Genomic DNA, 18,947 nt, shown 5'->3' on the forward strand with positions numbered 1-18,947 from the left:
TCATGCCGAATAGCTATCGGCGCCCCAGAAGGCGCGCGAACGTGGGGGACATCTGGTCGACTTGACGAAAAGGATTTCGAAGATCCGATCATCCCTCAGCGTCATCACATAGCCAAAGAGATGCAGCGGGATCGCAACCAGCAGCATCATGAGATCGTGCGAGAGGAGAAAGCAGACGGACGAGGCGACGCCGTTGAACATGAAATACATGTAAGGCACGCCCATAAGCGTCGGCGCGCGCGTCAAGGCCTTGACGAGCGGCGTGATCAGCGGTTCCTCGAGCTGGCGTTCGTCCATTGGATTTTCCTCACTGCCCGACGGCGGACTGGAAGAAGTCGACGATCTGGGCCGAGCCGAAGACGAGCACGATACCGAAGATCACGCTGCCGGCGATGCCCCAGGTGAGGCGGCCCGACCAGGCGAAGAAGCCGCAAGCAATCACGGCCAGGGTCGCCAGCGCAGTGGCAATCGGTCCGGTCAGCGCGGAGACGAGCTGCGTCAGCGTCGATTGAACCGGCTGCAATGTGCCGCCCGACTGGGCGACCGCCTGATTGGCCTGGACCAGGAGAAGTGCGCCGGCTGGAATGGCTCGCTGGCCCAGCGTGTGTCGTAGTCGCATTTGTTGCTCCTTCATTGGACGTGCATCACGAAACCGTCGCTCCATTCGGAGGCGGCGGGTTGCTCGGCCTCCGCCGCTACCGGAGGCGCGAAATTTCTGGCTGGTTCGATCAGGTCGGGTGTGCTTGCCGGGCTTTTGCGCGCGGGCGGGCGGGTGCTGCCTGCCGGATCGGGCCAGGCATAGAAATCGTTCATGACGTCGGCGACGAAGCGCACCGTTTCCGGATAGGGCGGTACGCCACGGCTTTTCTCAACTGCGTCCTCGCCTCCGTTGTAGGCGGCCAAAATGAACAATGGATTCCGATAGCGCTCATGCAGCGCACGCAGAAAGCGAACGCCGCCGCGCACATTGGCTTCAGGATCGCAAAGGTCGACCTTGAACCGGCGCGCCGTGTCCGACGTCAACTGCATCAGGCCGTAGGCGCCCTTTTGCGAGAGCGCCGTCGAAACGTCACGGCTTTCGACCTTGGCGACCGATTGGACAAATTCTGGAGAGAAGGCTTCCTCGTTGGCGACCCGCAGCACAAGCGCCTTCGCCGCATCGATCGGCATCGCCACCGTGTTTTGACATGGGGACTGCGGCGCACCCGTGGAAGACTGCCCAACGACCTCGACCGGACGATCCAGGGGTGCGATGGGTTTGACGCGACCGTCGGCGTCCACGATCACGGTCATCGGCACCGTGGGTGAAGTGACGGTAACGGTCTGCGCCAGGGCAGAAACAGCGCTGGCCACTAGCGCACCCCCAACACACATGCTTCTGCGCCGCATTTCGCCTCCGGCATCGATTCACTATGGACAATATAATAGATATTGTTATGTTGGCAACAGCGAAACGAAAATTGAGCAAACTTGTTATGAGAGCCTTCATGCAGGGAATCGGGGTTCACTTTGCGACCATCGCGGCGGGGCTCGTTTGCCTCGTCCCACCTCAGGCACGAGCCCAAGACGCCTCTTTCGGCTGCAAGGTCCTGCTGTGTGCCGCCGCCAGTGCGCCGAGTTGGTCGGGAATTCCCTACTGCGTCCCTGTCATGCATGAACTCTTCCGCAGTCTTGCCCATGGCGGCTCCTGGCCAACTTGCCCGGAAGGCAACGCCGGTGGCCTTGGCCACGAGCCCTACTATCCCTGCCCGGCCGGCATGACGGCGATGCGATCGGGATTAGATGGCAATGCCGGCTTGATTGCCTCGCCCAACGGCAACCTCTGCGCCGACACGAAGAAACCGAGCAACGTCTGCACATGGGGACGTGACAGCTCCTGCCAGGCGACTTATCCGACAATTCCCCGCCAGCCGCGCAGCGTATCCGACTACGTCGACATATCTACCGGCAACGGCGTGCAGCGCTTCTATTTTTCGCTGAGGGGGTATTGATGCGCGGCGCGGCGGCAGCGCTTCTCATTGGCATAGTCATGGCTACATCGGCGATCGCTCAGCCGGCGGCGAATGGTTGGTTTCCGGTGCCACCGACCGCCGTCTATCAGACTGGCGACAGCTGGACCGATGGCGAGACAACCTTTCGCCTGTACGGCGTGCAATCCTGCCTACGTGGCACGAGCTTCACCAATGCCCACGGTCTGAATCGCGATTGCGGTGAAGCCTCGCTCGCCATGCTCATCGCTCTCACCCGGGATCTGCGGCCGCAGTGCTACGATGCGGCGGAGGCGCCGCAGATGAAGACGATATTCGTCTTCTGTGTCGCGACGCGCGCGACCGGCGCGGGTGCTGGATCACGCATCGATCTCGGCACCGCGCTGATCTCGACCGGCTATGCCTTCGCGGCATTAAATCCGCAGGGACAGCCGGTGCACGCGCCCTACTTCGTGGCGCAACTCGTTGCCGAGCGAGCCAAGGCAGGCCTCTGGGCCTTTGCCGATCTGCCGGATCCGAACGTGATTATTCTGCGCGCCCAACCAGCCCGCCCCCGCGGTAACATCGACCTCGAGCCCACCAAGGAGACCTGCTTTGAGAACGACGAACCTGTTCATCCTGCGCGGCCGCGTCGGCCAGGCGCCGAAGGCCTTCGGCAAAGCCGCGAAAATCAATGTTGCAACCGATCGGGCGTGGACCGACAGCAAGGGCAAGCGCCAGGAAGAGACTGAATGGGTCACGGTGACGCTGCTCAACGAAAAGGTCGCGGAGTGGGCGCTGGCCAATGTCGGCAAAGGCGACGCGGTCTACGCCGAATGCCGTATTGCCGACGGCTCCTACAAAAAGGACGGCGAGACCGTCTACACGACGGACATCATCGCCAACGCCTTCCACAAGCTCGATCTGGGCCATCGCGATGACGCAGAGATTTGATGTTGGCGCACGCATGACGTTGCTCGCGATGGCGATCGCGGTGTCCCCACAGGCGAGCGCCCAGTCGCCCTCGATCGGTTCGCCGGGCCTGTATCGTCCCAACCAGGCCCTCCAATCGCCACCGTTGCGGGTCGAGGTGCTCGACGGCACGCGGTTCCGCGATATCGAGACGACGGCGATCTATCGCCTCATTGGCATCGATACCTGTGCTCCCGATCAGACCGCACTGCTCGGCCGCCAGCCGTGGCCCTGCGGAACCATGGCAGCGGCTTGGCTGGTAAGGGCTACTTTGAACAAATGGGTTGCCTGCAACATCCTGCGCGACGAGAACGGGGAGCATCTGGCCCGCTGCGCTGCTGCCGATCACGCCGATATCGGCGCCGACATGGTGCGCGACGGGGTCGCCGTCACGTCGCCGCCGACGAACCGCGATCCAGCAATCCGCGCCTACGCTTCAGCAGAGCAGGAAGCGCGAAAAGCCTACCGCGGATTGTGGTCGAGCACATTCCAGATGCCATGGGAGTTTCGCGCCAGTCCCGAGCGCCACGCCATAGCGGCAGTCAGCCGACGGGGCGCGCCGTGATGTCCCCGTCGGCTTTCCTCCCTTTCTGGATCGCGCTCATCCTGGCGGGGTGCGCCCAACCAATCGCGACGCCCGTCGCCGACGCGACGCTGCTTCCGGCGTCGGATCCATTGTATCGACCTGAATGGATTCAGCCCGGGCGGCTCGAATACGCCCCGGATCGTTCGGCCTTCGCGCCGGTTCTGACGGAGCGCTTTGCCTATCCGACACAGCCGCAAGCCAACGACGCCTATCGTCGGCTCGTCGTCCTGGCGCCAGGCGCCTCGCGCCCCTATCCCGCCTCGATATGGCTCTTCGGCTGCAAGCCTGGCGCTCTCGACGCACAGACAGCGCGCGTGACACGCTATCGCGGTCCAGTCGTCCACTGTGCCACGGATTTTCTCGACCCATCGGGGCGACGTGTCAGTCGCGAGACAGTGAACTTCTACTATTACCGCTCGGCCTGGAACATGCAGCCGGTCTACCCGCCGGTCACCGCCGTTCCCTGGCAAACTGGAGAGCACTCGCCCAAGGACAGGTGGTGGTGGGTGCCCGGCCGAAGCCGCTACGAATAGCAACGACGCGATCAAGCCGGATGCTGCATGATGGCAGGCAACCGAGAATATATTATATTAGATGTCAAAATGAAAACATATGAAACTCGCCCGAGGACCTTCGACCGCTTTGCCGTGACGATCGCCGCCGCTGCGCTGGTCTCGCTTGCGTCAACATCATCAAGTAGCGCCCAGGAGCGAACGCCCGACCCCTCCGCCTGGCGCAACGTTTCCTATGCGGACATGCAACGGCCATCCGTCGATACCGCAACCTATGCTGATATCTGGAAGGATGCGATCGAAGCAAACAACCGCGCCTATGTCGCTCGCGGCGATACGAGATTTGCGAGCGCCAATGCGCCGGCGGTCGAGGCGCATTTTGTCATCTGGAGCACCAAACGGTCCGTGGTCTTTAGTGTCCTCGATACCGCGACGGGTTGCACACCCAAGGGCGTGCCCGCCGCCGGCGTGGTCGTAAAGCTCTGCCCGCTGCGCATCGCGATCTATGATGGTCTGCTGGTCCGCACGCTGGACGGCGGGCGCGCCTGCTTCCTTGAGATCGAGCCAAAGGTTGTAGGCGGCAATCCCGTCGGTTCGGGCTCTTACGTCTCCTATGACACCAAGACCAAGACGCTGAAGACCGGCACGATCGTCGCCCATCAAGCTGTCGAGGGCTGCTCGCTCACCCTCCCGCTCCCCCCTCTGTGAATTGGCCATGGTTCATCTCTCTCCACCCCTAGCTTGAGGAGTATCGCATGACCCTCCCCCCCCATCATCGGACTTGCCCTGGCATGCGCGGTCGCACTCATGCCCACCGCACCGGCCAAGGCCGCCGATGCCACGTTCGCCTACAAGATCTCCTACCGAAACATCGCCAAGGATCCTGACGGCATTTGGGCCGGGCCCGCTTTGTCGCCGTCACCGACCGGGACCGTCACCATCCATGAATACACGTTGAAGTCAGCACAAGGCGACTGGCTGATATCCCAAATCTGGAACGCTGATTGTGGCTCGGCGACCTGTCCGACACGGCTGGTTCGGACGTCAACCGACGGGAAAAAGACTGTCGTGGTCGACGACATGATGCATCAGGTGATCCCGCCGGATGATCCACGTTTTGCGGCTTTGCCAAAATCGGATGCGCAAGCGGCCTTCGCATGGGCTCCCTTTCATCTGAGCTCAGACGGCAAGGAGCTTTTGAACGGCGATTTCAGGTTCGAGATAGGCGGAGAAAAGCCATGAGCACGCGAACCGCTCTCCGGCAAATCCTGTTCGACGCCGGCCTCATTCTCTCGCTGTCGGCCGCGGCCGCCTTCGCCGGGCAATCGGCCGCGAGCCTCATCGACGCGGGGATGCCTGCGAATTGCGCGAAGTTCGCCGCCAGGGTCTCCGGCAGCGAGGGCAATTTCGGGACGACCAACCAATACGGCTGCCTTGGCGCCTTCCAGTTCTGCCCCGGTACGTTCGAACGCTACTACAGCGGTAGCGCACAGAGCTTTCTGGACAATCCATCGGCGCAGACAGCGGCGTGGACGAAATACGAACAGGATTCCTGGGCTCAGGCGCAGAAGAATGGCCTCGTCTCCCTCGTCGGCCAGCAGGTTTGTGCGGGCGGCCAATGCGCAACGATTGACCAATCGGCGATCCTGATGGCCTGCCAATTCGGCTGCGGCGCCAAGGGCAAGCTTGCCAACTATGCGGCGGGCGGCGACTGTAATGCCCGCAATGTCAAAGACGGCAATGGCGTCAGCGTCTGTTCCTATCTGGTCCGAGGCTCGGGTTACGATGTGTCCTGTTTTACCGGTCAACAACTGTGCGCTCAACCGCAGATCGGTCCTGGCGACTTCCCGACCTCGACGGGTATCGCGGCCAATGCGCCGACCCCCGCCAGCGCGTCGATCGTCGTCGCGCCGAGCGATGTCTGACAACGAGTTGAGGTAATTTTCGTCAGTTCGACTCGGATTCATCGCGCAGGATGAATTCCGAGAACGCTGCAAGCTGCTCTTCCACCGGTGCGCAGAGGTCGCCGCCGCGATAGTGGGCATGGACCAGAGCCCAGAAGACGACTTCGTCAGAAAGTCCGGCAAACAGGGCCTTTAACAGAAGGCGGCCCATGATCGTCACCGCCCGCGGGGGATCGTAACGGGATCTAAGTTCGCCGGCGAGGGTTTTCGTATCGGCAATTCGGATCAAAGCCAGTTCTCCTCTTGCACTATTCTTGGGTTACGCTGCCGCCGGCAGCGGTGCACCCTGGCCGAGGTCGTTCTCTCGAAGCAGTTCTCATGGATCGCACGGATGCCGCCTCTCCTACATTCTCCGGGTGTCAAAATCAGGCTCGCCCAAGCTAAGAGCGACGACATCCCGTCCGGCTTTCCGTAGCGAAACGGCGCGGGCTGTCAGGGTATCAGTTTCGGAAGGCCGAACCTGGGAAAGGCGCCTTGAAACAAACATCTCGGCAATTTCTGTATATTGTGGACGGTCAGCGCAGGAAGCGCTTTTCGTCCCCCTTGACCTTGTCCATTTTCTGTAGCCGGAAGATTTCCTCGACGGGCACGATGTCCTTATGGACGTTCTGCACCCCGCCATCAGCAATGATCCGTCGGAAGGCAGCCTGCATTGCGGTGGTTGCGGCGCGGATCCCGTAGTTGCCATAGATCGTCATTTGGATGTTGGCGAGCGCGCGGATCCGAGTCCCGTCGAGTTCCGGATAGGCGTTGGGCACGATCACAAGCGGGATGATGCCCTTCCAGGCGCGGGAAAAGCTTTCGATCTCTGCCGGGTCCTTTTTCTTAGAATGGATCAGGATCATATCAGCACCTGCCTCGACATAGGCCATGCCGCGCTTCAGGGCCTCCGCTTCGCCCAACCCGGCAATCAGGGCTTCCGTGCGGGCAATGACGAGGAAATCCGGGTCGCTGCGGGTGGAGACCGCAGCTTCGATCTTGCCCTGGAATTCCTCAATACGCAGAAGTTCTTGGCGCCCATCGGCGGCAAGGCTGGTGACTTTGGGGAAAGTCTTGTCCTCGATCACGACGGCAGTTGTTCCCGCCTTTTCGTATTCCCGGATGGCATGGATGACGTTCACGGCGTTGCCGTAGCCGGTATCGATATCGGCGACGATCGGCAGCGAGGACTGACCGGCGATCGCCCGCAGCATATCGAGATGCTGGGTCATCGTGATCAGGCTCATATCGGCAAGACCGTAAAGCGCCGAAAGCTCGAAGCCGGAAGCCCAGAGGCCGTCGAAGCCGGCCTCTTCGGCCAAGATGGCGGACAGCGGGCTGTGTGCCGCCATAATGTGAACAAGGCCGTGTTCGGCCATGCGGTCACGCAGTTGCTTTGCTTTGCTCATAGAGACTCTCACTTTCTGACAGGGCTTCGCAAGCTGCAAGAATGCGGTCGCAGGCGTGCTGCAGGTCCTCGATCGACGAGGCGTAGGAAATACGGATATAGGGCGAGGCCATGAAGCCGCTGCCCGGCACAACGGCGACGCCGAAATGCTCGAGAAGATACATGGCGAAATCCATGTCGGTCTCGATCACCTTGCCCTGAGGCGTGGTGCTGCCGATCATGCCGGCGCAATTCACGAAGACGTAGAAAGCGCCGTCGGGGGTGCGGCATTTAAGTCCTTGTGCCTCGTTGATCTTTTCGACGACGAGATCGCGGCGCTTGCGGAAGCTGGAGACGAAATCGTCGATGTAGTCCTGGTTGCCGCCGATCGCTTCGATCGCCGCATATTGCGAGATCGAGCTGGTGTGGGACGACGTCTGCCCCTGGATCGTATTCATCGCCTTGATCAGATCCTTCGGCCCGGCGCCGTAGCCGAGGCGCCATCCGGTCATGGCGCTAGACTTGGAAACGCCGTTGACGGTCAGCGTCCGGCCGATGAGGTCTGGCGCGGCTTCGGCCATCGTCGCGAAACGCACGCCATAAACGAGTTTTTCGTAGATATCGTCTGCGAGCACATGAACTTGAGGATGGCGGCGCAGAACGACGGCGAGCGCCGCAAGCTCGGCCTTGGAATAGACCGCACCGGTCGGATTGTTGGGTGAATTCAGCATCAGCCACTTGGTGCGCGGCGTCATCGCCGCCTCCAGATCTTGCGGCTTCAGCTTGAAGCCGAAACGTTCGTGGCAGGCGACGAGAACCAACTCGCCGCCGGCAAGCCTCACCATGTCCGGATAGGACACCCAGCAGGGTGTCGGGATGATGACCTCATCCCCCGGATCGAGACTGGCGAAGAGCGCATTGAAGACCACCTGTTTGGCGCCGCAGCCGACCGTGATCGCGTCGATGTCGTAGTCGAGGCTGTTGTCGCGCAGCAGCTTTTGACGGATCGCCTCACGCAGCGGCTTGACGCCGGCGACAGGCGTGTAGCGTGTCTTGCCTTCACGGATGGCAGCTATTCCAGCTCTTTGCACCACGTCGGGCGTATCGAAATCCGGTTCGCCCTGGCTGAGCGTAATGACATCAATGCCCTTCTCCCGCAAAGCGGCGGCAGCGGCAGTCATAGCCTTGGTTTGAGAGGGACGGACGGCTTGCAGTCTTTTGGCGATGAGTGACATACCACTCTCCTCGAAATTCCGGGTTTATCCCAGAACTAGCCAAAGTAACTGCAACTCGCCAATTACGGCATCGCGTAAAACGAGGATAATGATCGCATTTACAGATGGCATCAGAAGCGCGCGACCTATTTGGCTGGGACGTCTTCCTCCGTCATCTTCCGGCAAAGTCGGGTCAGCCAACGGCAAAAGGCGCGGGCGACATCCGGCTTGTCGCTGCGATCGATTGCATAGGCACGGTACTGCATGCCGCTTGGCGCGCGTGACCCGGCAAGCACTTCCAGAAGGCCCTGCCTGATCAGCTCCGCAACCACGATATGCGGCGTCACCAGCAGGCTCTGCCCGGTCGTTACCGCCGGCAGTGCGAGATAGTGCTGATCGTAACGGGCGCCTGAGGCGATATCGGATGTCTTCAGGTTCATTCCGCGCAGCCAGGTGGGCAGAATGTCGGGCCGGGACGTCACCGTAATAATCGGGGTGCTCCGCAAGGCCTTGAGGCCGCGGCCAGCGACACAATCCGGCGCCCCGACACAGACGAGTTGCTCGTCATAGACGTCCCAGCAGTCAGCCGGCTCGGTCAACATCAAATCTCGAGTCAACAGTACGTCGAAGCTGTCGGTCGAAGCGGGTGCAGACAAGGTGCTGATGACGTCGACCGTGACGCCGCCCATTTCTTTCGAGAATTCGCGTAGATTGGGGATGAGGACCGTATAGGCGAAGGTGGAAAGCGACGTCCGCACGACGAGACGATTGGCGTCCTTCCTGTCGCTGCGACGCATCCGCTTTGCGGTGAAAAGGATCGTATCGAGCGGCTCGGCGACGGCATCGGCGAACAGTCGCCCGAAGTCCGTCAACTGGCTCTGTCGGCCGAACCGTTCGAGCAGCTTTGCCCCGAAGTATTCCTCAAGCACCGCAAGATGGCGGCTCACCGAGCTCTGGGTGATGCCCAGCGTTTTCGAGGCGCGGGTGACGCTGTTGTCGCGTGCGACCTGCACGAAAGCCCGAACAGCATTGAGCGAAAGATTTTTGCTATCTGCCATGGCCGGTTTAGTCGCCTTTCTGTGATTCATCCAAAAGAGCGCGTTTGTTATCGCATTATTCGATGATTGTCATGCTTTTGTAGCATATGAGGGTGAGTAATCCCGCTCGTTCTCGCCGGGCACCGAGAAGTGCCCACGGACAGAGAAAAGAGATCCCACAGCCCGAAGCAACATCGTTGCTTCGCGAAGTTACACAGGAGCCAAGTACGCCATGTTTTCGATAACGCGACGTAATCTATTGGTAGCCGGGGCGGCAAGCAGTCTTCTGGCAATGACTGGAGTACCTTCGGCGAAGGCCCAGGGCGCCGCTCGCCGCACCCTTAGAATCGGCATGTCCGGCTTCCCGCCCGCCGTCGAGCCTGTTTTGTATGCTCACACCGCGACACGGCGCATAGCACCGCAAATGTTCGACACTCTGATCGCTTTCGACCAGACACCCGACATGGCGTTGCGCCCAGCCCTGGCAGAACGTTGGGAACGGGTGAACGCCAAGTCAGTTCGCCTTTTCCTGCGCAAGGGTGTAACGTTCCATGACGGCGGCCCATTTACCGCGGACGATGTCGCTTTCAGCTTTAGCCCGGAGCACCTGCTTGGCCCCGACATGGCAGGGAAGGCCACCGCCATGGAGACTCTGGACACGATCGAAAAGGTCGACATCGTCGATAGCCACACCGTTATCGTTCATGCCAAGGGCGACGATGCATTGCTTGAGAAGCGGCTGGCGTCGTGGGGCGCCGAAATCGTCAGCAAACGCGCTTTCGAAACTGCGGGTTCCTGGGACGCCTGGACGGCAGCGCCGGTCGGAACAGGCCCGTATCGGATCGTCAGCCAATCTCTTGATGTCGAAGTCGTTCTGGCTGCACACGATGGCTACTGGGGTGGGCTGCCGCCTTTAGAAGGGATTCATTTTAGGATCATCCCGGAACTGGCTTCACGGATGAACGCGCTCATCGCAGGCGAAGTGGACTTCATCACGGATCTCTCTCCGGACATGTTCTCGGAAATCGAGAAGCACCCCAAACTCGAAGTCTCCGGCGGCCCCGTTCAGAATATCCGCGCACTGAATATCGATACGACCGGTCCGATCCTCGGCAAGGTAGGCGTCCGCCGCGCCCTCAGCCTCGCCCTCGATCGCAAGGCTATCGTTCAGGCGCTCTGGCAGGACAGGCTGCTCATTCCCAACGGCTACCAACTCCCCAGCTTCGGCGAAGCCTATATCGAGGACTTCCCAGCCTTGGCCTACGATCCCGACTTGGCGCGCAAGCTCCTCGCCGAAAGCGGGTATAAGGGCGAAACCATCAGCTACCGATTGCTCAACAACTATTATCCCAACCAGGTTGCCAGTGCGCAGATAATGGTCGAAATGTGGCGAGCGGTCGGCATTAATGTCGAAATCCAGATGATGGAGAACTGGGCCCTGATCGAAAGCAAGCCGATCAACGCAATCTACGACGATTCAAACACCGCTACCTTCCCGGACCCGCTCGGCCACGCTTGGCGCGTCTTCGGATCATCTGGGGCGAACGTCAAAGAGGGTATCTGGAGCAACGAAGAATATTTTGGACTTGGCGAAAAGCTGAAGGAAACCGTCGATCCACAGGCGCGCCGGTCGATCATCCGCCGGATGCTCGAGATCGTCGACCGGGAGGATCCGCCTTGCGTGATCCTCCACGGTTCCGGTCAGTTCTATGGCAAGCGCAAGGATATCGCCTGGGTCCCGGGTCAGACACTCGACCTGAACTTCGGTCCTTTCAACGCCGCCTATACGCAGAACTGATGACCACGCCAGCAGGGACGGCGATGGCAAATCTCGTCGGCACCGCTCCAGCATCCGCGTTCCCGGCGACTTCGTCGTCGCAACCATTGCTCTTGGTCGAAGGCCTGACCGTCGACTTCAGCGGCGTCCGGGTAATTCGGGGGATCGACCTCACGCTTTCACGGGGCGAGTCACTTGGTATTGTGGGCGAATCAGGTAGCGGCAAGTCCGTCACCTGGCTTGCCGCGCTCGGGCTGCTGCCGCGCACGGCCACCGTGTTGGGAAGCGTCCGTCTGGACGGGGAGGAATTGCTGGGTGCAGCAGCCTCGCGGCTCGACCGGATCAGGGGCGGGCGCGTGGCGATGATCTTTCAGGATCCGTCGAGCGCACTCAATCCTGTCATCCGGATTGGGAGACAGGTTGGCGAAGTTCTCGCGCGACATCAGGGGGTGTCGGGATCGAGCATTCGGGCCGAAACGAAACGTCTTTTGGACCTCGTGGGCCTGCCGGACACGGGGCGTCGGCTCGACGCCTATCCCCATGAGCTGTCTGGCGGCCAGAACCAGCGGGTCATGATTGCCATGGCGCTCGCCGGAAAACCGGACGTCCTGGTTGCCGACGAGCCGACCACCGCGCTCGACGCCACGATCCAGGCACAAATACTCGACCTCCTGAACACCATCAGGCGGGAGACGGGCATGGCCCTTGTTCTCATCAGCCACGATCTCGGCGTCGTTTCCGAAACCTGCGAGCGCATCATGGTCATGTATGGCGGCCGTGTCGTCGAGACGGCGCCGTCAGACTCCATCTTTGCAAACCCGCTGCATCCCTATACGCAAGGTCTCCTTGCGGCTGTACCGCCTTTCGACGGCGCGTTGCATCGGCTCATTCCCATTGAAGGGCAGGTGCCCGAGCCGACAAACATGCCTCCAGGATGCCCGTTTGCGCCCCGTTGTGCGCACCGTATGGCGGTTTGTGAAGAAACCATCCCGCCACTCGCGCAAACCGAAGCCGGCCATTTCTCCGCCTGCGTTGCAGGGGCCGCCACAGAGGCCCAGCAATCCCCGAACGTCAACAAAAGCGTGCTGGCATGACTGCAAACATTCTTGAACTGCACGGCATTTCCCGAAGCTATTCGACGCGGCAGGGTCTCTTCGCAAGAAAGGTGCCTGTCCATGCCGTCGATGAAGTATCGCTGTCGCTGCAACAGGGGGAGACGCTGGGGCTCGTCGGCGAATCCGGTTCAGGAAAATCAACCACAGGACGGATCGCGCTTGGTCTTGAACGGTCGAACAGCGGATATGTGCTCTTCCGCGGGTCTGAACTGCCGACCACTGATACACCAGCGTGGCGCCGCATGCGCACGCAAATGCAGATGATCTACCAGGATACACTCGCCGCGCTGGACCGCCGGCTGTCCATCCTCGACCAGGTCCGCGAACCACTCGACATTCACGACATCGGATCTGCATCGGAGCGGAACGACAAGTCTCTGGCGATGCTCGACGCGGTTGGCCTGAATCCAAGTCATGCCGCAAGTCTGCCGCATCAGCTGTCGGGTGGGCAGCGTCAGCGGGCTGTTCTTGCCCGGGCGCTGATCATGCAACCGGCGTTGCTGGTCTGCGACGAGCCGGTATCGGCTCTGGACGTATCGATCCAGGCCCAGGTGGTGGACCTTCTCATGGACCTCCAAAAGGAACTGCGTCTCAGTCTTCTCTTTATCAGTCACGATTTGAAAGTGGTTCGCCAGGTCAGTCAGCGTATTGCTGTGATGTATCTTGGGCGCATCGTCGAATATGGCGAGACAAATCTTGTGCTCTCGAACCCTACGCACCCTTACACCAGGGCCTTGGTATCGGCAGTCCCTGTTGCTGGCCGGCGCACACGAGAGCGCATCATACTCAAAGGCGAACCACCCAATCCAGCGGCCCGTCCGACCGGCTGCGCGTTCCACCCTCGTTGTCCCGTCGTGCGGCCGGAGTGCATGAGCGTTTCCCCCACATTCTCAACTCTGCCGGACGGACGCTCCGTCGCTTGTCATGCCGTCGATGCCGCCCAACCGACCAAGGAGGTTGGAATCTGATGCTTCGGTTCGCTGCTACCCGTATCCTCCGCGCCGTTCTGACAGTCGTGCTGGTGATCACATTCGCCTTCATCGTCCTCAGGCTTTCCGGAGATCCAGCCCGCAGTATCATGGGCGACGATGCGTCGCCCGAGGCCATGGCCGCCTTTCGCCGGGAGTGGGGTCTCGATCAGCCTCTCTGGATGCAATATCTCCACTACTTCGCAGCGATTTTCCAGGGCGAACTCGGCCGCTCGATGCGTGGAGGCGGGCCAGCGCTTGACCTTGTCCTGGGACGTATCCCGGCAACGCTCATGCTGACCCTGCCTGCACTTGTGATGAAATTGGCGATCGGCATTCCAGCCGGTATCTATGCCGCTTTGCACCGGGACAGCGCCATCGACCGCGCCGTTATGGTCACGGCGGTCGCCGGCTATACGGTACCAAGCTTTGTCCTCGGACTCGTCTTGGTTCAAGTCCTGTCAATCTGGTTTGCCTGGCTGCCGACCGGCGGCAAGGGCAGTCTACAGCATCTCATCCTGCCGATTATCACTCTCGGCGTTGGCGGCGCCGCCGTACTCGCCCGCTTCGTGCGAAGCGCGATGTTGGAAGTGCTGGGGCAACCCTACATCCGCACTGCCAGTGCCAAGGGAATCCCTTGGGCTGCGGTTGTGCGTGGTCACGCCCTGCCGAACGCCGCAATTCCAACTGTTACCGTAGTCGGCTTCATGGTTGGCAACCTGATCGCGGGTGCGGTCGTGGTCGAAAGCGTGTTCTCTTGGCCGGGTCTTGGCAATCTGCTGGTCGTATCGGTAACTGCGCGGGACCTGGCGGTCGTGCAATGCATTCTCCTGCTGGTCGCTGTCGCAATGGTGCTTTCCAATCTCGTCGTGGACTTTCTCTACGGCTTCCTCGATCCACGCCTGGCCGAAGCCAATTCGACCGGAGGACGCTGAGACATGAACATGATAGAAAACGTGACCGAAACAGCAGCTGGCAAGCGGAAGAACACTAAACATCGTCGGATCCCATTCTCCGTCATCGCCAGCGTGCTCTGGGTTGTTTTTGTCGTCGCCGTAGCGCTGCTCGCCGATGAAATCACCCCTTACCAGTACACTGCACTTGATCTACCCAACCGGCTGGCCTCGCCATTCCACCCGCAGCATCTGCTCGGAACAGACGAACTGGGACGCGATATTCTGTCGCGATTGATCGTGTCCGTTCGTATCTCGGTTCTGGTCGCGCTGGGGGCGACGCTGATTTCGGCTTGCTTTGGCACGACGATGGGATTTGCTGCGGCCCACTTTCGTGGTCGCGTCGGGCAATTCATCCTGATGCTAGCTGACTTCCAGGCGGCCATGCCTTTCCTCATTCTTTCGCTCTCGGTGCTTGCGTTTTTCGGGAACGCTTTGCCGTTGTTCATTGGACTGATGGGGCTTTACGGCTGGGAGCGCTATGCACGTATCGCACGCGGGCTTGCGATCGCCGCCAGTGCGCAAGGCTACGCCGGCGCCGTCCGTCAATTGGGTGCGAGCCCAACGCAGGTATATCTGCGGCACATCCTCCCGAATATTTCATCAACGCTCATTGTTTCCATGACGCTGACCTTCCCGGAGATCATCCTCATGGAAAGCAGCCTGTCCTTTCTGGGCCTTGGCGTTCAGCCCCCGATGACGAGCCTCGGAAACATGCTCGGCTATGGCCGGGAGTATATGACACGTGCGCCATGGATCATGTTTGCGCCAGCTGCGCTGATCGTTACGACGACGCTCTCCATCAGCCTGTTGGGCGACTGGCTGCGCGACCGGTTGGACAACGGACTGCAGTAACGTGGGAGCGAAGGCTGCGGCCTGCCAGGCGCAAGAGGATCCAACAGATCGCAGGGTTTCACGAATGAGAACGATTGTTATTGGAGCGGGGCGATCGGTTGCTCCGTTGCTTATCACTTGGCCAAAGAGGACGACCGCATATGAGTTGCCCTGGTATGTCCGCGGTCTCGGAGCGTTCATGCTAATCGGCGCCGACGCTTCCGACCCATGCTAGTCTTTGTCGCGTGATCTCGCGATATGCGACTGCTAGCGAAATGGCGTATTTGTCAAACGTGAACTGCGAGATACACGGCATGCACTTCCTCATCGTCAGCTTCGACGGCCTGCGTCCTGACCTGGTCGAACCCGACCTGACTCCGAACCTCTGCCGTCTACAGGCCCATGGCATCACCCTGTCGAACCATCGCACGGTCTATCCAAGCGAAACCCGCTCGGCCTTTCCCAGCTTCGTCACCGGTTCGACCACGAGCCGGCACGGCATGGTTGGGAACCAATATGTCGACCGTTCAGTCACTCCGTCCCGCTACATCGACACAGCAGACGCCGCTCTCCTGCGCAAGCTTGACCTGGAAAGTGGTGGGCGGCTGATGTCCACACAGACACTAGGGGAAGTCCTCGCTTCGGCCGGTCGGAGTCTTGCCGTCTTGGCCACCAACTCGCCGGGCACGACGCGCTTTTTCCACCACAAGGCGGAGGATTTCGGGCAGGTTCGGCTCTCGGGGCATTTCCGCGAGGCCTGCACGCCGGACGATCTGCTGGCTGAAGCCGAAGAGCTTGTCGGGCCGTTGCCGCCAAGACCGCCCAGCAATGAGCCTGACAAGGCCGGGCAAGACTGGATCACTTCAGCATTTCTCGATGTCATCTGGCCGAAATACCGGCCGGACGTCACGGTCCTCTCCTACGGCGAGCCAGACATCACCTCGCACTTCCATGGCACAGGCGCTGAGGCGACTCGCGCCATCATCGCGCATTGCGACCGGCAGTTTGGCCGGGTGCTCGACTGGTGGGAAGCGGAGGGACGTGCTGAAGGCGTGCAGATCATCGCGATCTCCGACCACGGACACATTACGGGTCATACCCAGGTTTCGGTCGTCGAGTGCCTGCGTGATGCGGGCTACCGACCGGGTACCGCACCCACACCGGATGTCGATGTCGTGGTGGTGCCCGGGCAAGTCGGCGCGCTCTACCTCGCTGAGCCAAGCGACGAACGGATCGCCCGGATCGTGGCGACGATCACCGGCGAGCCGTGGTGCGGGCCGGTCTTTACCCGCGCTAAGAATGATATCGAGGGGATCGCCCTCGGCAGTCTCGGCAGCCACCTTGTTTTCATCGATCATGTCCGCGCTCCGGACGTGTCCTTTTCGTTCCGCGCGAATGACAGTGTCGATCCATTCGGCCTTGTCGGCGGCACGTTCTACGAAAACAACCGTTGTCTAAGCGTCCATGGTGGCTTGCATCCGAAGGAGTTGACTGCTCTCGGAATTGTCGCCGGTTCAGCTTTCCCGGCCCAACGTTCCGTCTCCACGATCCCTTCCGGTATCTGCGATTTTGCACCGACCATTCTGCATCTACTTGGAATAGCGCCGCCTGAAAGGATGACCGGCCGCGTTCTGACCGAAGTTGTGGAGCCAGGACAGAAGGCCGCCCCCGAAAGTCGCAGTGAAGCTTTTGATGCCGGGCTTGGCCGTTTCAGGCAGGTTCTTCGGCGTGTCCAGGTCAGAGCATCGACCTACATCGAGAGCGGAACTGCAGAAGGGTAGGGCCGCATGTTTGCGCAGAGGCAGCCTTCGACGAAGGAAAAGGCGACCATGAACGTGATGCGCCGATGCTTGTTGCGCCTTTCCCCCGCGCGTTGGCACGCACGACTTCACGCTCAAGTCACGGTGCGGATCTGAACAGGATCCCAGAGAGATTATCAAAATACATGTCTAACCTGCTTAACAAGTTCGCTTGAATCCGCCATTCGAAGCTGGACAGTTCGAAATACCTCGCCTTTGGAACCGGATTTTGATTCACTCGACGCGTTGATTTGCACGGAGGCAGTGGATGCGGGGACAGGCTGGTTTCTGGGACATTGACGAGCGATATGTCCGGCTGAGCGAGGCCGGCGATCCGCTGGAGAAGCTGAATGCGGTGGTGCCGTGGGAGGTTTTCCGCAAGCCGCTGGGCAAGGCGCTGAAGCGCTCCGATGGCGCGAAGGGTGGTCGGCCGCCTTGCGATCCGGTGATGATGTTCAAGATCATGGTTCTGCAGGCGCTCTACGGCCTGTCTGACGACCAGGCCGAGTTCCAGATCCAGGACCGACTATCCTTCATGCGCTTCCTCGGGCTGGGTCTCGGAGACAGGGTGCCGGACGCCAAGACGATCTGGCTGTTCCGGGAGCATCTCACACAGGCCGGCGCGGTGGATAACCTGTTCGCCCGTTTCGACAAGCACCTCGGCAAGGCCGGCTACCTGGCGATGGGCGGGCAGATCGTCGATGCCACCATCGTGGCGGCGCCCAAGCAGCGCAACACCGACGCCGAGAAGACTGACATCAAGGCGGGCAAGGTTCCGGACGAGTGGAAAGACAAGCCCGCCAAGCTGCGCCAGAAGGACCGGGACGCGCGTTGGACGGTGAAGTTCTCGAAGGCCAAGATGGCCGAGGATGGAAAGGTGCAGCAGCGCGACATCGCCATTCCCGCCTTCGGCTACAAGAACCACGCCGCGATCGATCGTCGGCACGGCTTCATCCGCGGCTGGAACGTCACGAGCGCGGCGGCCTATGACGGCGCGCAGCTTCGCAATGTCCTCAACCGCGGCAACACCGGCTCGACGGTGTGGGCCGACACGGCCTATCGCTCGAAAAAGAACGAGGAGTGGCTAGAGAAGAACGGCTACGTCTCTGACATCCACCAGAAGAAGCCGAAGGGTCGGCCGATGAGCGAGGCGACGTCGCGGGCCAATGGGCGGAGATCGAAAACCCGCGCATTCGTCGAACACGTCTTCGCGCAGCAGAAATCCAGGATGGGCCTGTTCGTGCGCACCATCGGCATCGCCCGCGCCAGGACGAAGATCGGCATGGCCAACCTTGCCTACAATCTCACCCGCTTCGTCTGGCACGAGGGGCAAACTGCGTCCGCATAACGGCGAGTGCGGCGAAAACCGCCGACGCAACGCCGAAATCGATCAGCCATCCCCACCCAGGCAAGGGACGAAAACCTTGTCATAGTGTCAGATTCGGCCAACCGCACCCGTTTGTCCGCCTTGCCGTTCAAAAACCGCGGTAAATCGATCTGTCCAGCTGACAGTTGGAATTCGATCGCACGTAACGGTGGTTGCACCCTCCCCAGCCATCTTAACTGCTCGCGGCGCAGGTTTTGATTTTGATACTGCTCCCGCAAGCAAATGCGTCAGATGCCATTCGACGCTTTGCAGGAGTTGCAGAAAGATTGGGAGAGGCATTCATGGCTGATTCCCCGGGGGCGTCGGCGGTGAAGTCGATTCTCGAATCTGCGTGCTCAGGTCGCCCAGCGCCATCGCGATCTCGATGCTCGGGTTCCTTTAAGAATAGTAGAGTCAATTCTGACCTCCTCAACCGCAAATTTGATCGATTGCCTATTCGACAGGCCGCGACGCGACGGCCACGACCTCCACTCGTATGCCATGTTCCAGCTCGGCC

21 protein-coding genes and 1 pseudogene are annotated in these 18,947 nt (G+C 60.7%); 15 read left to right on the top strand and 7 right to left on the bottom strand.

All coding sequences use genetic code 11. The features are described 5' to 3' along the window. From HB777_38995 to HB777_39005, 3 genes are read right to left on the bottom strand one after another with little or no spacing between them, the layout of a single operon-like run. On the bottom strand, positions 1 to 297 hold the full coding sequence (locus tag HB777_38995; protein ID QND69584.1) for a conjugal transfer protein: 297 nt from the start codon (positions 295 to 297) through the stop codon (positions 1 to 3). 10 nt (positions 298 to 307) lie between these two features. After that, the gene (locus tag HB777_39000; GenBank protein QND69585.1) at positions 308 to 619 is read right to left on the bottom strand and encodes a conjugal transfer protein TrbC; all 312 of its coding nucleotides are present in this window, start codon (positions 617 to 619) and stop codon (positions 308 to 310) included. 11 nt (positions 620 to 630) lie between these two features. Next, positions 631 to 1,293: a lytic transglycosylase domain-containing protein gene (locus HB777_39005; protein QND69760.1), complete on the bottom strand. Its 663-nt coding sequence runs from the start codon at positions 1,291 to 1,293 to the stop codon at positions 631 to 633. Between the two features lie 194 nt (positions 1,294 to 1,487). Here HB777_39005 and HB777_39010 point away from each other — a divergent pair, with 194 nt between their 5' ends. From HB777_39010 to HB777_39045, 8 genes and pseudogenes are all read left to right on the top strand, one after another. Next, positions 1,488 to 1,991, top strand: coding sequence for a hypothetical protein (locus tag HB777_39010; GenBank protein QND69761.1), 504 nt, complete (start codon positions 1,488 to 1,490; stop codon positions 1,989 to 1,991). Next, a pseudogene (locus tag HB777_39015) lies at positions 1,991 to 2,527 on the top strand (thermonuclease family protein). Before HB777_39010 ends, HB777_39015 begins: the two are co-directional and overlap by 1 nt. A 55-nt stretch (positions 2,528 to 2,582) precedes the next feature. Continuing rightward, positions 2,583 to 2,921: a single-stranded DNA-binding protein gene (locus tag HB777_39020; protein ID QND69586.1), complete on the top strand. Its 339-nt coding sequence runs from the start codon at positions 2,583 to 2,585 to the stop codon at positions 2,919 to 2,921. After that, the gene (locus HB777_39025; protein ID QND69587.1) at positions 2,905 to 3,504 is read left to right on the top strand and encodes a nuclease; all 600 of its coding nucleotides are present in this window, start codon (positions 2,905 to 2,907) and stop codon (positions 3,502 to 3,504) included. Before HB777_39020 ends, HB777_39025 begins: the two co-directional genes overlap by 17 nt. Further along, positions 3,504 to 4,058 (top strand): hypothetical protein, encoded by a 555-nt coding sequence (locus tag HB777_39030; GenBank protein QND69588.1) that lies wholly within the window; start codon positions 3,504 to 3,506, stop codon positions 4,056 to 4,058. The genes HB777_39025 and HB777_39030 overlap by 1 nt, the downstream gene beginning before the upstream one ends. Before the next feature lie 222 nt (positions 4,059 to 4,280). Continuing rightward, positions 4,281 to 4,745 carry a hypothetical protein gene (locus HB777_39035; protein ID QND69762.1) on the top strand — a complete coding sequence of 155 codons (465 nt, stop codon included), beginning with the start codon at positions 4,281 to 4,283 and terminating at the stop codon, positions 4,743 to 4,745. Positions 4,746 to 4,844: 99 nt separating this feature from the next. Continuing rightward, positions 4,845 to 5,279 carry a hypothetical protein gene (locus HB777_39040; GenBank protein QND69589.1) on the top strand — a complete coding sequence of 145 codons (435 nt, stop codon included), beginning with the start codon at positions 4,845 to 4,847 and terminating at the stop codon, positions 5,277 to 5,279. Then, positions 5,276 to 5,962 carry an acyltransferase gene (locus HB777_39045; GenBank protein QND69590.1) on the top strand — a complete coding sequence of 229 codons (687 nt, stop codon included), beginning with the start codon at positions 5,276 to 5,278 and terminating at the stop codon, positions 5,960 to 5,962. The genes HB777_39040 and HB777_39045 overlap by 4 nt, the downstream gene beginning before the upstream one ends. 22 nt (positions 5,963 to 5,984) lie before the next feature. On the opposite strand, the gene HB777_39050 is transcribed toward HB777_39045, so the two are convergent. From HB777_39050 to HB777_39065, 4 genes are all read right to left on the bottom strand, one after another. Next, entirely contained in the window at positions 5,985 to 6,230 is a 246-nt protein-coding gene (locus HB777_39050) for a hypothetical protein (protein QND69591.1), read from the bottom strand. Between the two features lie 286 nt (positions 6,231 to 6,516). Beyond that, entirely contained in the window at positions 6,517 to 7,389 is an 873-nt protein-coding gene (locus HB777_39055) for a phosphoenolpyruvate phosphomutase (GenBank protein ID QND69763.1), read from the bottom strand. Continuing rightward, positions 7,364 to 8,602 (bottom strand): pyridoxal phosphate-dependent aminotransferase, encoded by a 1,239-nt coding sequence (locus tag HB777_39060; protein ID QND69592.1) that lies wholly within the window; start codon positions 8,600 to 8,602, stop codon positions 7,364 to 7,366. Before HB777_39060 ends, HB777_39055 begins: the two co-directional genes overlap by 26 nt. Before the next feature lie 125 nt (positions 8,603 to 8,727). Further along, the gene (locus tag HB777_39065; protein QND69593.1) at positions 8,728 to 9,639 is read right to left on the bottom strand and encodes a LysR family transcriptional regulator; all 912 of its coding nucleotides are present in this window, start codon (positions 9,637 to 9,639) and stop codon (positions 8,728 to 8,730) included. Between the two features lie 331 nt (positions 9,640 to 9,970). Here HB777_39065 and HB777_39070 point away from each other — a divergent pair, with 331 nt between their 5' ends. The 7 genes from HB777_39070 to HB777_39100 all read left to right on the top strand — a co-directional run bounded on the left by HB777_39070 (position 9,971) and on the right by HB777_39100 (position 18,412). Next, a complete protein-coding gene (locus HB777_39070; protein QND69764.1) occupies positions 9,971 to 11,416 on the top strand; it encodes an oligopeptide ABC transporter substrate-binding protein in 1,446 nt (481 codons plus the stop codon). Further along, complete coding sequence (locus HB777_39075; protein QND69594.1) at positions 11,416 to 12,489, top strand: ABC transporter ATP-binding protein; 1,074 nt, start codon at positions 11,416 to 11,418, stop codon at positions 12,487 to 12,489. The genes HB777_39070 and HB777_39075 overlap by 1 nt, the downstream gene beginning before the upstream one ends. Beyond that, positions 12,486 to 13,478, top strand: coding sequence for an ABC transporter ATP-binding protein (locus tag HB777_39080; protein ID QND69595.1), 993 nt, complete (start codon positions 12,486 to 12,488; stop codon positions 13,476 to 13,478). Before HB777_39075 ends, HB777_39080 begins: the two co-directional genes overlap by 4 nt. Further along, positions 13,478 to 14,413, top strand: coding sequence for an ABC transporter permease (locus HB777_39085; protein ID QND69596.1), 936 nt, complete (start codon positions 13,478 to 13,480; stop codon positions 14,411 to 14,413). The genes HB777_39080 and HB777_39085 overlap by 1 nt, the downstream gene beginning before the upstream one ends. A 9-nt stretch (positions 14,414 to 14,422) precedes the next feature. Then, complete coding sequence (locus HB777_39090) at positions 14,423 to 15,286, top strand: ABC transporter permease (GenBank protein QND69765.1); 864 nt, start codon at positions 14,423 to 14,425, stop codon at positions 15,284 to 15,286. A 293-nt stretch (positions 15,287 to 15,579) separates the two neighbouring features. Then, positions 15,580 to 17,046: an alkaline phosphatase family protein gene (locus tag HB777_39095; protein ID QND69597.1), complete on the top strand. Its 1,467-nt coding sequence runs from the start codon at positions 15,580 to 15,582 to the stop codon at positions 17,044 to 17,046. A gap of 286 nt (positions 17,047 to 17,332) precedes the next feature. Next, entirely contained in the window at positions 17,333 to 18,412 is a 1,080-nt protein-coding gene (locus tag HB777_39100) for an IS5 family transposase (GenBank protein ID QND69598.1), read from the top strand. The last annotated feature ends 535 nt before the right edge of the window (positions 18,413 to 18,947 follow it).

Source organism: Mesorhizobium loti (assembly GCA_014189435.1).
Taxonomy (GTDB): Bacteria; Pseudomonadota; Alphaproteobacteria; order Rhizobiales; family Rhizobiaceae; genus Mesorhizobium; species Mesorhizobium loti_G.

Bases quoted from the DNA above. Each gene is read 5' to 3' on its own strand.
- HB777_38995 (QND69584.1), bottom strand. From the start codon at position 297: ATGGACGAACGCCAGCTCGAGGAACCGCTGATCACGCCGCTCGTCAAG.
- HB777_39000 (QND69585.1), bottom strand. From the start codon at position 619: ATGCGACTACGACACACGCTGGGCCAGCGAGCCATTCCAGCCGGCGCA.
- HB777_39005 (QND69760.1), bottom strand. From the start codon at position 1,293: ATGACCGTGATCGTGGACGCCGACGGTCGCGTCAAACCCATCGCACCC.
- HB777_39010 (QND69761.1), top strand. From the start codon at position 1,488: ATGCAGGGAATCGGGGTTCACTTTGCGACCATCGCGGCGGGGCTCGTT.
- HB777_39025 (QND69587.1), top strand. From the start codon at position 2,905: ATGACGCAGAGATTTGATGTTGGCGCACGCATGACGTTGCTCGCGATG.
- HB777_39030 (QND69588.1), top strand. From the start codon at position 3,504: ATGTCCCCGTCGGCTTTCCTCCCTTTCTGGATCGCGCTCATCCTGGCG.
- HB777_39035 (QND69762.1), top strand. From the start codon at position 4,281: ATGCAACGGCCATCCGTCGATACCGCAACCTATGCTGATATCTGGAAG.
- HB777_39040 (QND69589.1), top strand. From the start codon at position 4,845: ATGCCCACCGCACCGGCCAAGGCCGCCGATGCCACGTTCGCCTACAAG.
- HB777_39045 (QND69590.1), top strand. From the start codon at position 5,276: ATGAGCACGCGAACCGCTCTCCGGCAAATCCTGTTCGACGCCGGCCTC.
- HB777_39055 (QND69763.1), bottom strand. From the start codon at position 7,389: ATGAGCAAAGCAAAGCAACTGCGTGACCGCATGGCCGAACACGGCCTT.
- HB777_39060 (QND69592.1), bottom strand. From the start codon at position 8,602: ATGTCACTCATCGCCAAAAGACTGCAAGCCGTCCGTCCCTCTCAAACC.
- HB777_39065 (QND69593.1), bottom strand. From the start codon at position 9,639: ATGGCAGATAGCAAAAATCTTTCGCTCAATGCTGTTCGGGCTTTCGTG.
- HB777_39070 (QND69764.1), top strand. From the start codon at position 9,971: ATGTCCGGCTTCCCGCCCGCCGTCGAGCCTGTTTTGTATGCTCACACC.
- HB777_39075 (QND69594.1), top strand. From the start codon at position 11,416: ATGACCACGCCAGCAGGGACGGCGATGGCAAATCTCGTCGGCACCGCT.
- HB777_39080 (QND69595.1), top strand. From the start codon at position 12,486: ATGACTGCAAACATTCTTGAACTGCACGGCATTTCCCGAAGCTATTCG.
- HB777_39085 (QND69596.1), top strand. From the start codon at position 13,478: ATGCTTCGGTTCGCTGCTACCCGTATCCTCCGCGCCGTTCTGACAGTC.
- HB777_39090 (QND69765.1), top strand. From the start codon at position 14,423: ATGATAGAAAACGTGACCGAAACAGCAGCTGGCAAGCGGAAGAACACT.
- HB777_39095 (QND69597.1), top strand. From the start codon at position 15,580: ATGCACTTCCTCATCGTCAGCTTCGACGGCCTGCGTCCTGACCTGGTC.
- HB777_39100 (QND69598.1), top strand. From the start codon at position 17,333: ATGCGGGGACAGGCTGGTTTCTGGGACATTGACGAGCGATATGTCCGG.